This is a genomic window from Aeromonas sp. R7-4 (assembly GCF_040908055.1).
Lineage (GTDB): Bacteria > Pseudomonadota > Gammaproteobacteria > Enterobacterales > Aeromonadaceae > Aeromonas > Aeromonas sanarellii.
In genome coordinates this window covers 17352-32135 of the sequence record NZ_JBFODA010000010.1, presented here as the reverse complement: position 1 = coordinate 32135, position 14784 = coordinate 17352, and the positions used below count along the sequence as shown (strand labels likewise).

Annotated in this window: 14 protein-coding genes; 10 read left to right on the top strand and 4 right to left on the bottom strand. The window is 62.7% G+C overall.

What is annotated here, in order from left to right:
• The first annotated feature begins 54 nt into the window (after positions 1 to 54).
• Complete coding sequence (locus AB5Y72_RS01295) at positions 55 to 564, top strand: N-acetyltransferase family protein (protein ID WP_368198484.1); 510 nt, start codon at positions 55 to 57, stop codon at positions 562 to 564.
• Positions 565 to 771: 207 nt separating this feature from the next.
• On the opposite strand, the gene tppF is transcribed toward AB5Y72_RS01295, so the two are convergent.
• Positions 772 to 1386 (bottom strand): type IVa pilus pseudopilin TppF, encoded by a 615-nt coding sequence (gene tppF, locus AB5Y72_RS01290; protein ID WP_368198461.1) that lies wholly within the window; start codon positions 1384 to 1386, stop codon positions 772 to 774.
• Positions 1387 to 1426: 40 nt separating this feature from the next.
• On the opposite strand from tppF, the gene AB5Y72_RS01285 reads away from it, so the two are divergent.
• The 7 genes from AB5Y72_RS01285 (at position 1427) to deoD (ending at position 8644) form a co-directional block, all read left to right on the top strand.
• Positions 1427 to 2200, top strand: coding sequence for a TatD family hydrolase (locus AB5Y72_RS01285; protein ID WP_368198460.1), 774 nt, complete (start codon positions 1427 to 1429; stop codon positions 2198 to 2200).
• 228 nt (positions 2201 to 2428) lie between these two features.
• Positions 2429 to 3703 carry a NupC/NupG family nucleoside CNT transporter gene (locus AB5Y72_RS01280; RefSeq protein ID WP_209793664.1) on the top strand — a complete coding sequence of 425 codons (1275 nt, stop codon included), beginning with the start codon at positions 2429 to 2431 and terminating at the stop codon, positions 3701 to 3703.
• A gap of 123 nt (positions 3704 to 3826) precedes the next feature.
• A complete protein-coding gene (locus AB5Y72_RS01275; RefSeq protein ID WP_010673027.1) occupies positions 3827 to 3997 on the top strand; it encodes a XapX domain-containing protein in 171 nt (56 codons plus the stop codon).
• Between the two features lie 391 nt (positions 3998 to 4388).
• On the top strand, positions 4389 to 5162 hold the full coding sequence (deoC, locus tag AB5Y72_RS01270) for a deoxyribose-phosphate aldolase (protein WP_368198459.1): 774 nt from the start codon (positions 4389 to 4391) through the stop codon (positions 5160 to 5162).
• Positions 5163 to 5242: 80 nt separating this feature from the next.
• Positions 5243 to 6574, top strand: a complete 1332-nt coding sequence (deoA, locus tag AB5Y72_RS01265; protein ID WP_368198457.1) for a thymidine phosphorylase — start codon at positions 5243 to 5245, stop codon at positions 6572 to 6574.
• 14 nt (positions 6575 to 6588) lie between these two features.
• Positions 6589 to 7797 carry a phosphopentomutase gene (locus tag AB5Y72_RS01260; protein ID WP_318162076.1) on the top strand — a complete coding sequence of 403 codons (1209 nt, stop codon included), beginning with the start codon at positions 6589 to 6591 and terminating at the stop codon, positions 7795 to 7797.
• A 133-nt stretch (positions 7798 to 7930) separates the two neighbouring features.
• Positions 7931 to 8644, top strand: a complete 714-nt coding sequence (gene deoD, locus AB5Y72_RS01255; RefSeq protein ID WP_039039949.1) for a purine-nucleoside phosphorylase — start codon at positions 7931 to 7933, stop codon at positions 8642 to 8644.
• Positions 8645 to 8933: 289 nt separating this feature from the next.
• Here deoD and AB5Y72_RS01250 read toward each other — a convergent pair whose 3' ends face one another.
• From AB5Y72_RS01250 to AB5Y72_RS01240, 3 genes are all read right to left on the bottom strand, one after another.
• Positions 8934 to 9878, bottom strand: a complete 945-nt coding sequence (locus tag AB5Y72_RS01250; RefSeq protein WP_325783248.1) for a DUF2950 domain-containing protein — start codon at positions 9876 to 9878, stop codon at positions 8934 to 8936.
• Complete coding sequence (locus AB5Y72_RS01245) at positions 9875 to 11575, bottom strand: DUF3300 domain-containing protein (protein ID WP_368198456.1); 1701 nt, start codon at positions 11573 to 11575, stop codon at positions 9875 to 9877. The genes AB5Y72_RS01250 and AB5Y72_RS01245 overlap by 4 nt, the downstream gene beginning before the upstream one ends.
• Before the next feature lie 404 nt (positions 11576 to 11979).
• Positions 11980 to 12615: an AhpA/YtjB family protein gene (locus AB5Y72_RS01240; RefSeq protein WP_042079342.1), complete on the bottom strand. Its 636-nt coding sequence runs from the start codon at positions 12613 to 12615 to the stop codon at positions 11980 to 11982.
• Between the two features lie 179 nt (positions 12616 to 12794).
• Here AB5Y72_RS01240 and serB point away from each other — a divergent pair, with 179 nt between their 5' ends.
• Together serB and AB5Y72_RS01230 are read left to right on the top strand one after the other, a co-directional pair.
• On the top strand, positions 12795 to 13799 hold the full coding sequence (gene serB / locus AB5Y72_RS01235; RefSeq protein WP_318162072.1) for a phosphoserine phosphatase SerB: 1005 nt from the start codon (positions 12795 to 12797) through the stop codon (positions 13797 to 13799).
• 28 nt (positions 13800 to 13827) lie between these two features.
• The gene (locus AB5Y72_RS01230) at positions 13828 to 14733 is read left to right on the top strand and encodes an alpha/beta fold hydrolase (protein WP_209793657.1); all 906 of its coding nucleotides are present in this window, start codon (positions 13828 to 13830) and stop codon (positions 14731 to 14733) included.
• The last annotated feature ends 51 nt before the right edge of the window (positions 14734 to 14784 follow it).

The window sequence follows — 14784 nt, the reverse complement described above, 5'->3', positions numbered from 1 at the left end:
CGTTTTTTTATGGCCGTGGATCGGCGCAACCACCAGGCAGGGAGATCGGGGGTGATGATTCGTCTGGCGAGTGTGGAGGATGCGGCGGCGCTGGATCACTTCTTTGGGCAACTGGATCGGGAGACCCGCTTCATGCTCTATGAGGCGGGGGAGCGCCCCTCGGATATCGAGGGGCAGCGCCAGCGGCTCGAGGCCATGGCGGCGGCCCCCAATCAGGCCATGTGGCTGCTGGTGCTGGCCGGGGAGGTGCAAGGGTTTGCCGCGCTCATCGGCGGCGGCCTGGCGCGCAACCGCCACTGCGCCCTGGTGGTGATGGGGCTGCGGTCGAGTGTTCGCGGGCTGGGATGGGGTGAGCGGTTACTGCGCACCCTGATTGCGGCCGCCGGCGAGCTCGGGATCCAGCGGTTGGAGTTGGGGGTGATGGCCCACAACGAGGTGGCCCACGCCCTCTATCGCAAGTGCGGCTTCCGGGACGAGGGGTTGCGGCGACAGGCCTATCGGCTGGACGATGGCTACGTGGACGAGATCAGCATGGGGTTGCTGCTGTCGCCCGGAGCGCAATGACTTGGCTGACCTGGAGGGGGAGGCGACAGAGTGTCCGACGGCTTGATGAAGGGAGGAACGCGCTGATGAAAGGTATCTTGTTACGCTGGCTCGCCCGCTACGACGCCTGGTGCCAGGAGTGGGGACTCACCCCGGAGAACCGGCGCTGTTGCGCGCCGGTGCGCCATGACGAAGACGAGGATGCGCCAGAAACGCGCGACGACGCCCTCAATGATAATTGCGCGTCACGGCGCCGGTGACGCTGTTGTAGTCGAACGAGAGCCCCTCCGGATACGCCGGAAAGCGGCCGATGGAGTCGCGCAGGATATAGCGGCAGTTGTCGTGGCGCAGATTGCCTTCGAGTTGATCATTGGCCGGGATCAGCCGTGAGATATAGTCGCTTTTTGAATCTGTATGGCGTTCATCGGCTGCCGTCAGGTCGGTGTCGAGCAGGGCGCCGAACAGGCTCTCGCAATCGTCCCGGCTGCTGACGGAGATCTGATCGCTGTCGCCACCGGGGAAGATTGCATCGGGGCCCTGACCCCCCTGATCCTCCTTGGTCCCCACCGGCCAGCCATGGCGGTTGATGTCGAGATCCTGCTTGCCCATGCCGCTAAAGTTGTAGAGTGCCAGCGGCTCCCCCTTCACCTTGACCGCCCAGCCAGCGTGGGCGAGCTGCACGGCGCTGACAAAACTGCCCGCCGTCGCCGAGACGCTGCTCTTGAGCGCATCGTCCTGGATGTTGATGAAACGGGGCAGGGCGGTGACGGCCAGGATCCCCAGCACGACGATGACCAGCACCAGTTCTAGCAGGGTAAAGCCGCGGGAAACGCGTGTTGACATGAGATGAACCCAGTGAGTACGACAAACGGATAGGCGCGATATGGAACTGATAGACACCCACTGCCACCTGGACTTTCCCGTCTTCGATGCCGAGCGGGATGCCCTGCTGGTCCAGTGGCGCCAGTTGGGCGTGGGCGAGTATATCATCCCCGCCGTGGGAGAGGAGAACTGGGGACGGATCAGGACGCTGGCCGAGCGCTACGACGAGATCCGCTATGGGCTGGGGATCCATCCCTGGTATGTGGGGGCCCAGACGGAGGGGGTGCTGGCCAGGCTGGAGTCCCTGCTGGCGAGCCGGCCCCCTGGGCTGGTGGCGGTCGGGGAGTGCGGGCTGGATCTGCGCACCCAGGTGTCCCAGGAGGGGCAGATCGAGATGTTCGAGGCGCAAGTAAGGCTGGCCATGGCTTACGATCTGCCCCTCATCGTCCACTCGGTGCGGGCCAATGACACCGTCGCCAAGATACTGCGGCGCTTCAAGCCGGCGAGAGGGGGTGTCATCCACGCCTTCAGCGGATCTCAGCACCAGGCAGAGGCGTTCTGGCAGCTGGGGTTCAGGCTGGGGATAGGGGGCGTCATCAGCTATGAGCGGGCCAACAAGACCCGGGAGGCGATCAGAGCCATGCCGCTGGAAGCCCTGGTGCTGGAAACCGATGCCCCCGACATGCCGTTGCAGGGGCGACAGGGGGAGATCAATACCCCGGGGAGCCTGCCGGTGATCGCCGACATGCTGGCACAATTGCGCCAGCAGCCGCTGGAGGATGTTATTTCGGTGTTACATGAATCCACCTGGCAACTTTTCCCACTGGGAAAATGAAAATGCAGCATTTTGTTAACGATTGATGCCGATGTGATAAAAAACAGCGTCCATAAAAATCGTTTTCGGTCTAATTAAACGATGTTCAGCCCGTTTCTGGCTTATAAAATGTGACCAGTATTCTATTTTGTCGCACCGTAATTAGTATAATGCGCACCCTTGATTAGCGGCTTTAATACACAAATCGTTAACAAGCTGGCTGGTGCTACTAAAGAGGAAGTCTGAATAATGAATCTGATAATGGGTCTGGTAGGGATGGCAACGCTCGTCCTTATCGCGGTGCTATTTTCCAGTAATCGCAAAGCAATAAGAGTGCGTACCGTCGCCGGTGCCTTTGCAATCCAAGCCGGCCTGGGTGCCTTCGTGCTGTACGTCCCGGTTGGCCGCGACATCCTGGTGGGCGTATCCGATGCCGTTTCCAGCGTCATCGGTTATGGTCAGAACGGCATCGAATTCCTGTTCGGTGGTCTGGTCGGCAACAAGATGTTCGAAGTGTTCGGTGGTGGCGGCTTCATCTTCGCCTTCCGCGTGCTGCCGGTCATCATCTTCTTCTCCTCCCTGATCGCCGTGCTCTATTACCTCGGCATCATGCAGTGGGTCATCAAACTGCTGGGTGGTGGCCTGCAGAAAGTACTGGGCACCTCCCGTACCGAATCCCTGTCCGCCACTGCCAACATCTTCGTCGGCCAGACTGAAGCCCCGCTGGTGGTACGTCCCTTCATCTCCAAGATGACCGACTCCGAGCTGTTCGCCGTCATGTGTGGTGGCCTGGCGTCCGTGGCCGGTTCCGTGCTGGCTGGTTACGCCTCCATGGGCGTCAAGATGGAATACCTGATTGCCGCCTCCTTCATGGCCGCCCCGGGTGGTCTGCTGTTCGCCAAGCTGCTGGTACCGGAAACCGAGACCCCCAGCTACGACGAGAATACCGCCGAGGGCGAGCTGGACGACAAGCCGGCCAACGTGATCGATGCCGCCGCCGCCGGTGCTTCCGCAGGTCTGCAACTGGCTCTGAACGTCGGCGCCATGCTGCTGGCCTTCATCGGCCTCATCGCCATGATCAACGGCATCTTCTCCGGCGTGGGTGGCTGGTTCGGCTATCCGCAGCTCTCCCTGGAACTGCTGCTGGGCTGGCTGTTCTCCCCGCTGGCCTTCCTGATCGGCGTGCCCTGGAGCGAAGCCGTGGTTGCCGGCTCCTTCATCGGTCAGAAGCTGGTGGTGAACGAGTTCGTGGCCTACCTGAACTTCGCCCCCTACCTGAAGGATGAAGTGCTGATCAACGGCGTGGCCATGTCCGAGCACACCAAGGCCATCATCTCCTTCGCCCTGTGCGGCTTCGCCAACCTGTCCTCCGTCGCCATCCTGCTGGGTGGTCTGGGCTCCATGGCACCGAACCGTCGCGGCACCATCGCCAAGTTCGGTCTGAAGGCCGTGCTGGCAGGTTCTCTGTCCAACCTGATGTCTGCCACCATCGCAGGCTTCTTCCTGGCGCTGTCCGGCATGTAATACTGCCTGACCGTGAGGGTAAAGACGAACGCCACAGCGACTTGCTGTGGCGTTCTCGTTTGGAGCGGTGACAACCGTTTTCCTTTCTAGACTAATAATAAAATGAGTCAAATCGGAGGTTCTATGAATGAAGTGCTACTGGCAATGGCGGCCGGCTTTATCGTTGGGGTGTTGTTTTCTTTCCTCAAGTTGCCGATCCCGGCGCCTCCCGTACTGTCCGGGGTAATGGGGATTGTGGGGGTGTATCTGGGGGGGATTGCCTACTCCTGGATCCTGACCCGCTTCTTCTCCTAAAGCACCTTACAGTGCTGGATTTGCCGGGTGTGAGGTACCTCTGAAATTGGCAAATCCGGCTTGCAAACACGGGGTATCTCGGCTGAAATAGGCGATGCCAGCAGGGTGCTGGCATTGACTAATGCCCGATGAATTCGGGTGTTGGCGGTCAAATGGAATTGATTGGGAAGTCGGGTCAGACCTTGTCTGCCTTTCTCAAGTCTTCATGGAACCAAGTCCGCACTTTTGTAAGAAAGTGACAGGGCTCTTGCCTTATTTGCAGCCGTATTGCCTGTGCATTTGCGCTGCAATTCCATATCCCGTTGCTCCGGGAGCGTCTCTTGCCGACCCTCAGTGTGCGGTGACGGCCGTTTGCGGGTGATGGGGCTTATCAAGACTTTGGAGACATAGCATGACTGATCTGAAACTGGCCGCCCAACGTGCCCTGAACCTGATGGACCTGACCACCCTGAACGATGACGACACCGATCAGAAGGTGATCGATCTGTGCCGCAAGGCCAAGTCCCCGGCCGGCCTCACCGCCGCCGTCTGCATCTATCCCCGTTTCATCCCCATCGCGCGCAAGACCCTGCGTGAGATCGGCGCCGCCGACGTGCGCATAGCGACCGTGACCAACTTCCCCCACGGCAACGACGACATCGAGATCGCCGTGGCCGAGACCCGTGCCGCCGTCGCTTACGGTGCCGACGAAGTGGACGTGGTCTTCCCCTACCGTGCCTTCATGGCTGGCAATGAACAGGTCGGTTTCGATCTGGTTAAAGCTTGTAAGGAAGCCTGTGGCGCCAAGGTGCTGCTGAAGGTGATCATCGAGACCGGCGAGCTGAAAGAAGAAGCGCTGATCCGCCGCGCCTCCGAGATCGCCATCGACGCCGGTGCCGACTTCATCAAGACCTCCACCGGCAAGGTACCGGTGAACGCGACCCCGGAAGCGGCCCGCATCATGATGGAAGTGATCAAGGCCAAGGATCCGAAAGTCGGCTCCAAGCCGGCGGGTGGCGTGAAGGACGCCGCCGTGGCCGGTGAGTACCTCGCCATGGCCGAAGAGATCCTGGGCAAGGACTGGGTATCCGCCCGTACCTTCCGTTTCGGTGCCTCCAGCCTGCTGGCCAGTCTGCTGGCGACCCTGGGTCACGGCGACAAGCCGGCCAATACCAGCGGTTACTAAGCGACGGCAGGGGGTGGTGCGCCGCCCCCTCTTCGGATCTTCGGTCTGTGTTCGTGCGTGACGCACGGAGGGAATGAAAGATGTTTTTGCCTCAAGAGATCATTCGAAAGAAGCGCAACGGTGAAGCGCTCAGTACCCAAGAGATTCAATTCTTCGTCCAGGGCATTACCAACAACAGCATCGGCGAAGGCCAGATCGCGGCGCTCGCCATGGCGGTCTACTTCAAGGACATGACCATGGATGAGCGGGTCGCCCTGACCTGCGCCATGCGCGACTCCGGCATGGTGCTGACATGGGACCACCTGAACCTCGGCGGCCCCATCGTCGACAAGCACTCCACCGGCGGGGTGGGTGACGTCGTCTCCCTGATGCTGGGCCCCATGGTCGCCGCCTGCGGTGGCTTCGTGCCGATGATCTCCGGCCGTGGCCTGGGCCACACCGGCGGCACCCTGGACAAGCTGGACGCCATCCCCGGCTACCAGACCTCGGTGGACAACGATCGCTTCCTGAAGGTGGTGAAAGAGGCCGGCGTGGCCATCATAGGCCAGACCGGCGATCTCGCCCCGGCCGACAAGCGCATCTATGCGGTGCGCGACATCACGGCCACCGTCGAATCCATCGCCATGATCACCGGCTCCATCCTCTCCAAGAAGCTCGCCTCCGGCCTGGAAGCGCTGGTGATGGACGTGAAAGTGGGCTCCGGCGCCTTTATGCCGACGTTTGAGGCTTCCGAAGAGCTGGCCAAGAGTATCGTGGCCGTGGCCAACGGCGCCGGCTGCCGCACCTCGGCACTGCTCACCGACATGAACCAGGTGCTGGCCTCCAGCGCCGGCAACGCGGTGGAAGTGCGCGAAGCGGTGCGCTACCTGACCGGTGAATACCGCAACCCGCGCATCCACGAAGTGACCCTGGCCCTGTGCGCCGAGATGCTGATCTCCGCCGGCCTGGCCCAGAGCGATGCGGAGGCCCGTGCCAAGCTGCAGGCGGTGCTGGACAACGGCAAGGCCGCCGAGATCTTTGGTCGCATGGTGACCGGCCTCGGTGGCCCCGCCGACTTCATGGAGCGCCACGACAGCTATCTGCCCAAGGCCGCCATAGTGCGCCCCGTCTATGCCGCCAGCAGCGGTTTCGTGACCGCCATGGATACCCGCGAACTGGGCCTGGCCGTGGTCGCCATGGGCGGTGGTCGCCGCGCCGCCGGTGACAAGCTCGACTACGCCGTCGGTCTGACCGACTTTATCCGCCTGGGTCAGAGCGTCGAGGCTGACAAGCCGCTCGCTCTGATCCACGCTCAGACAGAGGCTCAATTTGCCGAGGCAGCCCGCATGGTGCAGGCTGCCGTCAAGATCGGCGACACCCGACCCCAGGCGCTGCCCGAGGTTTACCGTCGCATCGGTCTGGCTGATTTGTAACAAGGGGAAGTCCCATGAAACGTACCTTTATTCTGATGATGGACTCTTTCGGTATCGGCGCCGCCGCCGATGCCGACAAGTTCGGTGATGTGGGCGCCAACACCCTTGGCCATATCGCCAAGGCCTGCGCCTCCGGTGAGATCGAGGGCCGCGGCCCTCTCAATCTGCCGAACCTCAACAAGCTGGGTCTGGGTCACGCGGGTGAACTCGCGAGCGGCATCTTCCCGGCCGGGTTGAAGAAGGATGTCGAGGTGATCGGCGCCTACGGCTTTGCCCAGGAGCTATCCTCCGGCAAGGACACCCCGTCCGGTCACTGGGAGATCGCCGGCGTGCCCGTGTTGTTCGAGTGGGGCTATTTCCACGATCACCACAACAGCTTCCCGCAGGAGCTGCTGGACGCCATCGTCGAGAAGGCCGGCCTGCCGGGTTACCTCGGCAACTGCCACGCCTCCGGCACCCAGGTGTTGGATGATCTGGGCGAAGAGCACATGCGCACCGGCAAGCCGATCCTCTACACCTCTGCCGACTCCGTGTTCCAGATCGCCTGCCACGAAGAGACCTACGGCCTCGAGAAGCTCTATGAGCTGTGCCACATAGTGCGCGAGCTGCTGGAGCCCTACAACATCGGCCGCGTCATCGCGCGTCCGTTCGTGGGCAGCGGCAAGGGCAACTTCAAGCGCACCGGCAACCGCCACGACTACTCCGTGCTGCCGCCGGCGCCGACCGTGCTGGACTACATGAAGGAGGCGGGCGGCCAGGTGGTTTCCATCGGCAAGATCGCCGACATCTATGCCCAGCAGGGCATCACCAAGCAGGTGAAGGGCACCGGCCTGACCGAGCTGTGGGACAGGACCCTGGAAGAGGTGAAGGCCGCCGGTGACAACACCATCGTCTTCACCAACTTCGTGGACTTCGACTCCTCCTACGGTCACCGCCGTGACGTGAAGGGCTACGCCGATGCGCTGGAGTACTTCGACTCCCGTCTGCCCGAGCTGTTCGCGCTGATGCAGGATGGCGACGTGGTGGTGCTGACCGCCGACCACGGCTGCGATCCGACCTGGAGCGGCACCGATCACACCCGCGAATACATCCCTGTGCTGTTCTACGGCAAGCCGGTCAAGGCGGGCTCCGTCGGTCGTCGCGAGACCTTTGCCGACATCGGCCAGAGCATCGCGGCCTACCATGGTCTGCCCAAGCTGCAATACGGCACCAGCTTCCTGTAATGCCGACCCGGGGCGGACCTGTCCCGGAGGCAAAGGGGATCTGTTTCCTGTAATGTACCGGCCCGTCGCCGCGAGGTGGCGGGCAACCCAATAAAGACAATAAAACTCAACCTAGTGTGAAGGAATAAAGAGAATGGCAACTCCTCATATCAATGCGAAAGATGGCGCCTTTGCTGATACCGTGCTGATGCCGGGCGACCCCCTGCGTGCCAAGTACATCGCCGAGACCTTCCTGGAGAACGTCGAGCAGGTGTGCGACGTGCGTAACATGTTCGGTTTCACCGGCACCTACAAGGGCCGTCGCATCTCCGTCATGGGCCATGGCATGGGCATCCCGTCCTGCTCCATCTACGCAAAAGAGCTGATCACCGACTACGGCGTGAAGACCCTGATCCGCGTGGGCTCCTGCGGTGCCGTGCGTGAAGACGTGAAACTGCGTGACGTGGTGATCGGCATGGGCGCCTGCACCGACTCCAAGGTGAACCGTCTGCGCTTCAAGGATCACGACTTCGCCGCCATCGCCGACTTCGATCTGGTGGCCAATGCCGTGCAAGCCGCCAAGAACAAGGGCGTGGCCGTGCGCGTGGGCAACATCTTCTCCGCCGACCTGTTCTACACCCCGGATCCCTCCATGTTCGACGTCATGGAAAAATACGGCATCCTGGGTGTCGAGATGGAAGCCGCCGGTATCTATGGCGTGGCCGCCGAGTACGGTGCCAAGGCGCTGACCATCTGCACCGTCTCCGACCATATCCGTACTGGTGAGCAGACCACCTCCGAAGAGCGTCAGCTGACCTTCAACGACATGATCGAAATCGCGCTGGACTCCGTGCTGCTGGGCGACTGATCCCCGGCTTCGGCTCCATGCAAAACGGCGACCTGGGGTCGCCGTTTTTTTATGTCTCATTGGGGATGCAAGCCCAGAGGGCTGGTTGTGCCACCTAGGCTTCCTGGCCTCAATCAAGAGAGTAAGGCCATGAAATGAAAGCATATGCTTACCCAATCGATCTTCATTCTGCTCCCAAGCATCGGGTGGGTCAGCGAGGGACCGACCGGCCCGCGTCATCTCCTGTGATCTCCATGACGCTGCTCTCGGCCCATGTTAGCTGCCAAGATCCTAGGGTAGATAAAGTGCCCTAATCCCCCTCAGCGCTAACCACCAGCGACCAGCTCTTGTCGGGATCGAACAGCTGGATCGCCTCGACGGCGGTGGCCGTATCGGCCCCGAGATCCTTTTGATAGACCCGTCCCTCGTGATTCACCATGAAGGTCATTACCCCGCTGGTGGCATAATCGGCAGGCCAGGCGAGCAGGGCGACACCGTCTCTTAACTGCCCTTCGACAAAGTACTCTTTCTGCCCCCCATTGGCAGCGGCTCCCTGGGCATACAGGATACGGTAGTAGTAGCCATGATAGGGGGTGCGTTGACCAACCACGGCCCTGTAGCCCTCGGCCGCGGCACGGACGACCTCCTCTCCGGCCGGGCTGGCTGGTTCACCCTCGCCAACGGGCCAATAGAGCCCATTGTGCTGTCCTGGATCACTACGCAGTTTTGCCGCAAAGAGTCCCGCAGGCTGGCCATCATGCCCCAGGGCGGCGTACTCCAGCTGTGCGTCGATAAAGCCACGGCACACCGCAATGGCCCCCAGCTCATTGCGACCGATGCGGCGATAGACGATCTCTTTGGCTCCGGCGGCGCCATCGAGATACCACTTGCCATTTTCGGCCACGAGGGGGATGGGCAGTGGCCAATCCGACTCCCCCACGACCAGGATCATTTTATCCCTGCCTTCGGCCACCAGTTGGTGCTTGCTCTTGAAGCTCGCGACGAAGGCAGAGCGATCATTGGCATCGGCCACCTCATCCCCCGAAGTGATGGCCTCCTCACTATTTTCACCGAGCAACAGCGTCAGTGCGGCGACGTCGTTCTGCTCCAGGGCCGTGATCAGGGCCTGCACCGCCTCATCCGGAGTCGCGAAGGTGCGCTGCTCCATGGCGCTTGCGTCGCAGGCAACGGTCAGGGCGAACAGGGCCAAACCCCATGAGGGGGCCCAACTCCATTTCAACAAACGCTTCATCATCGCGTACTCCGTCTGGGTTGAGTGGTGCGCCCTGTACGCGCGCTACTGGCCACGCTTTCGCGGCCACGTTGGCTGGCGGCGCGCTCGGTTCTGCCCGAGTTCTGTACCCCTTGGAAGGCACTCCTTGAGGTTGAGGCCGAGGCCACAGGGGCTCTGCGCGTCGCCGTCTGTGTCGCACTCTTGGTGTGAGTGGTGCGTGGTTGGACATAGCCGCGATCACGGGCTCCAGCGGTCTGTGGTGTGATTTGCTGCCGCTTGACCCTGTCTCCTGCGTAGTCGCCCTGGCGTGGCGTGCGCTGGGCCACATTCGCCTCCCTGTTCGCCTGTCTAGCGTCGCGCGTCACCTTGGCACTTTCGCTGTTGAGTTGGCGGTTGGCCCCCGCATAGGTTCCCTTCGGGGCGGTTGCGCGAGTCTCCCTGTTCACCTCGTTGACCGCGCGCGGTGCGCCGGCGTATTCGCCTTTAGGCTGGCGATCGGCCCCCGCATAAGTCCCCTTGGGTGCTGCATCTCGTTGGACCGCCCCTGCCGCGTTATTCAGTGGGCGCTGTGCCAGGGTCGCCAGCTCAGGGCGGTTGGGGCGCGCCGCCGTGATGGGGCTGTCGGCCTGGCGCAGGTAGTTGTTGGGGCCGCGCTCAAACTTGTTGAAGTAATCGTCTCCCTTGGCGTTGATATAAATATTGTTGTTGGAGCCCCGCTGATAGTTGACCGGACGGTTGTAGCCACTGGTGGGACGAAAACCGTTGCCATAGTTGGGGTTGTAACGATAGGGGACGTAACCGCTGGGATAACCTGCTCCCCACCTAGGGTAATAGGGGTGATAGTCGTCCTCATAGTCATCGTCGTTGAAGACTTCGTTGACCAGCATGCCCGCACCAAAGGCGAGCAAGCCCGTCAGGACCATATCATCGCGGTCATATTCATCATCGTCATCGCTGTCATGGTCGTGATCGTCATGCTCCACCACTGTCGTGGTCGTTGTCGCAGGCACGGTCGTTGTCGTGCTCTCTGTGGTCACCGGTGCCGGCCCGGCAGCCGGCGCGCTATAGACGGCGGTTGGGTCGTATTGCGGGGCATAAATGACGTCAGGGTTGGCAGGGGCAATGGTGACGATCTGCTGATTGTTCTGTTCATCTTTGGCGACGTCCATCTGCTCGGAGTCTTTCAGGTTGCCCACCTCCATCGCTTGCTGGCGCAGGCGCTGAACGGCAGCCAGAACGCCCGGCTCATCGGCCAGGAAGGCACTGCCCAGCTCGGTCGTCCACTCCATCTTCAAGCACATCATGTCCATGACGGTCGGGAAGTGCATCAGCGACATGGTTGGCGGCGTAAAGCCCAGCGGCGCAATGGCGGCTGTCAGCTCCTTCCCCTTGAGATTGGGGTGGGCGACCAGCCAGTTGCCGGCATCGAGCACCTCTTGCGGATTGGTGGCGCTGGCCAGCACCTGAGCCAATAACGCATCCGGGTAGAGCGCTACGGGTGCAAGCAAGGTCTCAAGCGCCTCTGGGGTATATTTCGATGCTTGCGCGTTAACGGGCTGCCCTTGCGGTGCGACCGCTGCACTGGTGCTGGCGGCCGAGACCGCGTTGGGCTGAACACTTTGCGCGACGGAAGGCGGCTCCTCTTTGCAGGCAGCCAATCCCGTGCTGAGGGCGAGCATGGCTGCCAACACGCTCCGGCGAAATAGGGGTTGCTTCATGATCGTGCTTCCTTCTGCTGGAGTGGCTGATGCACCCCTTGCCTGATGATTTGCATAAATGTGGTATCTCATCGCATTCAAGGCGGGCGTTTCATACCGAAAACATAAACCACGAATCGAGATCACACCCAACGCCGGCAGGAAAGGCGTGAAAAATTCGAGTGCGCCTGTCTCAGGCTATGCCCGGTACCTTAAGGTGAGCAGAATCAGATGGGCAGACAGTTGAACGCCGGTGCAGCGCTGATGGCGGGATAGCCTGGTCAGGCAACGGCGGCATGAGGTGAGCGAGGAGAGGTCACTTCGTTGACGGACGTTTCGGCGACGACGGCGGTGCCAGGCGCCTCGATACTCCGCTCGATAGTCATCTCGAGCAGTTGAGGGGGACGGGTATCGCGAGCAGTACCTTATTCGATGCCAGGCGGTGGGGCATTGTCGCCTGTCTGGGGCGGTGCCGGGCGCTTCTTGTGCTTGCGCACCCGCACGTAGTTGCGGCGCACCCCGTAGGAGATGAGCAGGCCGGCCAGCAGCATCACCAGCAGCATCAGCCGCTGCTTCTCCTGGCTTATCTTGAGCTGGGTGTCCTGCGCGGCCAGCAGCTTCTGCTCCTCCAGAGTGATCCTCAGGTAGCCCAGGGTCAGGTTCCCCTCCAGGATCTCCTGGACGAACTGGATGCGCCCCTTGCCCTGCTCCGGCAGGGACTTGTTGTCGGTGCCGATGGGCAGCAGGCTGTCCAGCGGCACCGCCTGATCCGACTGGGCGAGGGGGATGCCGCGGGCGTCGTAGAGGGTGACATCCAGGATGTCGGGGTCGGCGGCGAGATCCTGCGCCAGCCGCTCCAGCTCGCTCTCCTTGTCTTCCTTGATCCAGCGCCCCATGTCCCGGGCGGCATAGGCGACCAGCGCCTGGGCCCTGTCCCGTGCCGCACTGTGCAGCGCGGCCTGGCTCTCTCCCTGCATGTGGATGAGCAGCACCAGCACCCAGAGGCCGAGCAGGATCCCTGCCGCCAGACTGATGACTCGTTTGATGGGAAGGTGACGCACAGCACAGAGCCTCTGGTGGTGAATGAAGGAGGGGCCGGGTTTCCGGTGGCCCCTCGGCGGGGCCGGGAGGGGCCTGCGGCACCGCAGGCGGGATCTTGGCGCTTGCCTGTACAAAAAGCAATACGCTACTCTGGGCCGGCATGATGAACCCCATGATTTCCAAGGAAGGCGTCTCTCTTATGTTGTTGTCCCAACTCCCCCGCTCCCTGCACGACTGGTCCAGTGCCCTGTGCAGCGCGCCCTGCTGGCAGCTCACTCCCGAAGCCCTGCTGCCTGCGTCCCGTGCCCACGATGGCGCCTGGCTCGTCCTGTTTGGCAGGGCGCTGGACGCCGGCCATCTGGGGCGGCTGGCCAGGCTGCTGGCCAGCCACGAGGTGGAGGCCAGTCTCTATCCCGTGGGGGAGCAGGCCGGTATCCCCCTGCTGCTGCTCGGGGCGAGCCGCTTCTCCCCTGAACTGGTGCAGGAACTGAAAGCCCAGGAGTGGGACATCGATCTGTGCCACCTGCCGACCCTGCCGACCCTGGGGGAACCCGGTTTGCTGGTGATGGACATGGACTCCACCGCGATCCGGATCGAGTGCATCGACGAGATAGCGCGGCTGGCGGGCGTGGGCGAACAGGTGGCGGCCGTCACGGCGGCGGCCATGCAGGGCAAGCTGGAGTTTGCCGACAGCCTGAGGGCCAGGGTGGCCCTGCTGGAAGGGGCACCGGTCACCATCCTCGACGAGGTGGCGGCTAACATGCCCTGGATGCCCGGCTTGCCACTGATGGTCGATACCCTCAAACAGGCGGGCTGGAAGGTGGCGATCGCCTCGGGCGGTTTTACCCGGTTCGCCGGTCAATTGCAGCGGGAGCTTGGACTGGACGCCGTCTTCGCCAACGAGCTGGCGGTGGAGGGGGGTCTGCTGACCGGCAAGGTGAGCGGCCCCATAGTGGATGCTGCCGTCAAGGCCGAGGTGCTGCAGCGGCTCGCGGCGGAGCACGGCATCGCCGCCAGCCAGACGGTGGCTGTCGGCGATGGGGCCAACGATCTCAGGATGATGGGGGTGGCCGGTCTGGGCATCGCCATCCACGCCAAGCCACTGGTGCGTGCCCAGGCGGCGGCCACCCTCAACCACCACGATCTGGAAGGGGTGCTCTGCCTGCTCGGCGCGCTGGCCTGTCGCGACCGGCGCTGGGGCTGAGCAGGCTCAAGGAGGAGCTGAAAGCAAGATGGAACTGTTGCAACAATCCCTGTTTGTCCCCTGCGGCGAGCATCGACTGCACGTACGCCACATCCAGCCCGGTGTTGCGGTGCATGCGGATCCCATCCTGATGGTGCACGGCGCCATCGAGAACGGCCGCATCTTCTACACCGAATCTGGCAAGGGGCTGGCCTGTTTCCTGGCACGGCACGGCTATCAGGTGTATGTGGCGGATCTGCGGGGGCGGGGGCTCAGCACCCCGGCCATCGCCGAACGGGCCGGTCACGGCCAGCATGAGCTGATCACCGAGGATCTGCCCGCCCTGCAACGTTGGGTCGCCGCTCGCCATGCCGGCGCCAGGGTGCACTGGATGGCGCACTCCTGGGGGGGGGTCATCATGGCCTCGACCCTGGTGCGCTTCCCCGCACTGGCCGACCAGATAGCCAGCCTGGTGTTCTTCGGCACCAAGCGGGGGGTCTCGGTGCAGAACCCCGAGCGCTGGTTGAAGGTGGATCTGATCTGGAACCGGCTGGCCCCCTGGCTGGCGCGCCATCGCGGTTTTCTGGCCGCGCGCCGGTTGCGGATAGGGGCGGACGATGAGCCGCTGCGCTACCTGCAGGAGACCATCCCCTGGGTGAAGTGCGGCCCCTGGCAGGATCCGTTCGATGGCTTTGCCTACGGGGAGGCGGCAGCCAGGGTCAACTGGCCGCCGCTCTGGATGATCTCGGCCAAGGCCGACAAGGTGCTGGGTCACCCGACCGACGTGCGCCGTTTCAGCGACGAGATGGGCTCGGCCACCCGTCACACCCGCCTCGGGCGGGACAACGGCAACCGGCTCGACTACGACCACATCAACATGCTGACGGCGCCCCAGGCCCAGGAGGATCACTTCCCCGAGATCCTGGCCTGGCTGCGCAACCCGCAGGCGGCCTGAGACGGACAAGGGCGGCCCCGGGGCCGCCCTTGTCGTGAATGGCGCGCGCCC

What these genes read in the sequence shown, in the direction of transcription:
- AB5Y72_RS01295 (WP_368198484.1), top strand. Translation starts at nt 55, where the DNA reads ATGATTCGTCTGGCGAGTGTGGAGGATGCGGCGGCGCTGGATCACTTC.
- tppF (WP_368198461.1), bottom strand. Translation starts at nt 1,386, where the DNA reads ATGTCAACACGCGTTTCCCGCGGCTTTACCCTGCTAGAACTGGTGCTG.
- AB5Y72_RS01285 (WP_368198460.1), top strand. Translation starts at nt 1,427, where the DNA reads ATGGAACTGATAGACACCCACTGCCACCTGGACTTTCCCGTCTTCGAT.
- AB5Y72_RS01280 (WP_209793664.1), top strand. Translation starts at nt 2,429, where the DNA reads ATGAATCTGATAATGGGTCTGGTAGGGATGGCAACGCTCGTCCTTATC.
- AB5Y72_RS01275 (WP_010673027.1), top strand. Translation starts at nt 3,827, where the DNA reads ATGAATGAAGTGCTACTGGCAATGGCGGCCGGCTTTATCGTTGGGGTG.
- deoC (WP_368198459.1), top strand. Translation starts at nt 4,389, where the DNA reads ATGACTGATCTGAAACTGGCCGCCCAACGTGCCCTGAACCTGATGGAC.
- deoA (WP_368198457.1), top strand. Translation starts at nt 5,243, where the DNA reads ATGTTTTTGCCTCAAGAGATCATTCGAAAGAAGCGCAACGGTGAAGCG.
- AB5Y72_RS01260 (WP_318162076.1), top strand. Translation starts at nt 6,589, where the DNA reads ATGAAACGTACCTTTATTCTGATGATGGACTCTTTCGGTATCGGCGCC.
- deoD (WP_039039949.1), top strand. Translation starts at nt 7,931, where the DNA reads ATGGCAACTCCTCATATCAATGCGAAAGATGGCGCCTTTGCTGATACC.
- AB5Y72_RS01250 (WP_325783248.1), bottom strand. Translation starts at nt 9,878, where the DNA reads ATGATGAAGCGTTTGTTGAAATGGAGTTGGGCCCCCTCATGGGGTTTG.
- AB5Y72_RS01245 (WP_368198456.1), bottom strand. Translation starts at nt 11,575, where the DNA reads ATGAAGCAACCCCTATTTCGCCGGAGCGTGTTGGCAGCCATGCTCGCC.
- serB (WP_318162072.1), top strand. Translation starts at nt 12,795, where the DNA reads ATGTTGTTGTCCCAACTCCCCCGCTCCCTGCACGACTGGTCCAGTGCC.
- AB5Y72_RS01230 (WP_209793657.1), top strand. Translation starts at nt 13,828, where the DNA reads ATGGAACTGTTGCAACAATCCCTGTTTGTCCCCTGCGGCGAGCATCGA.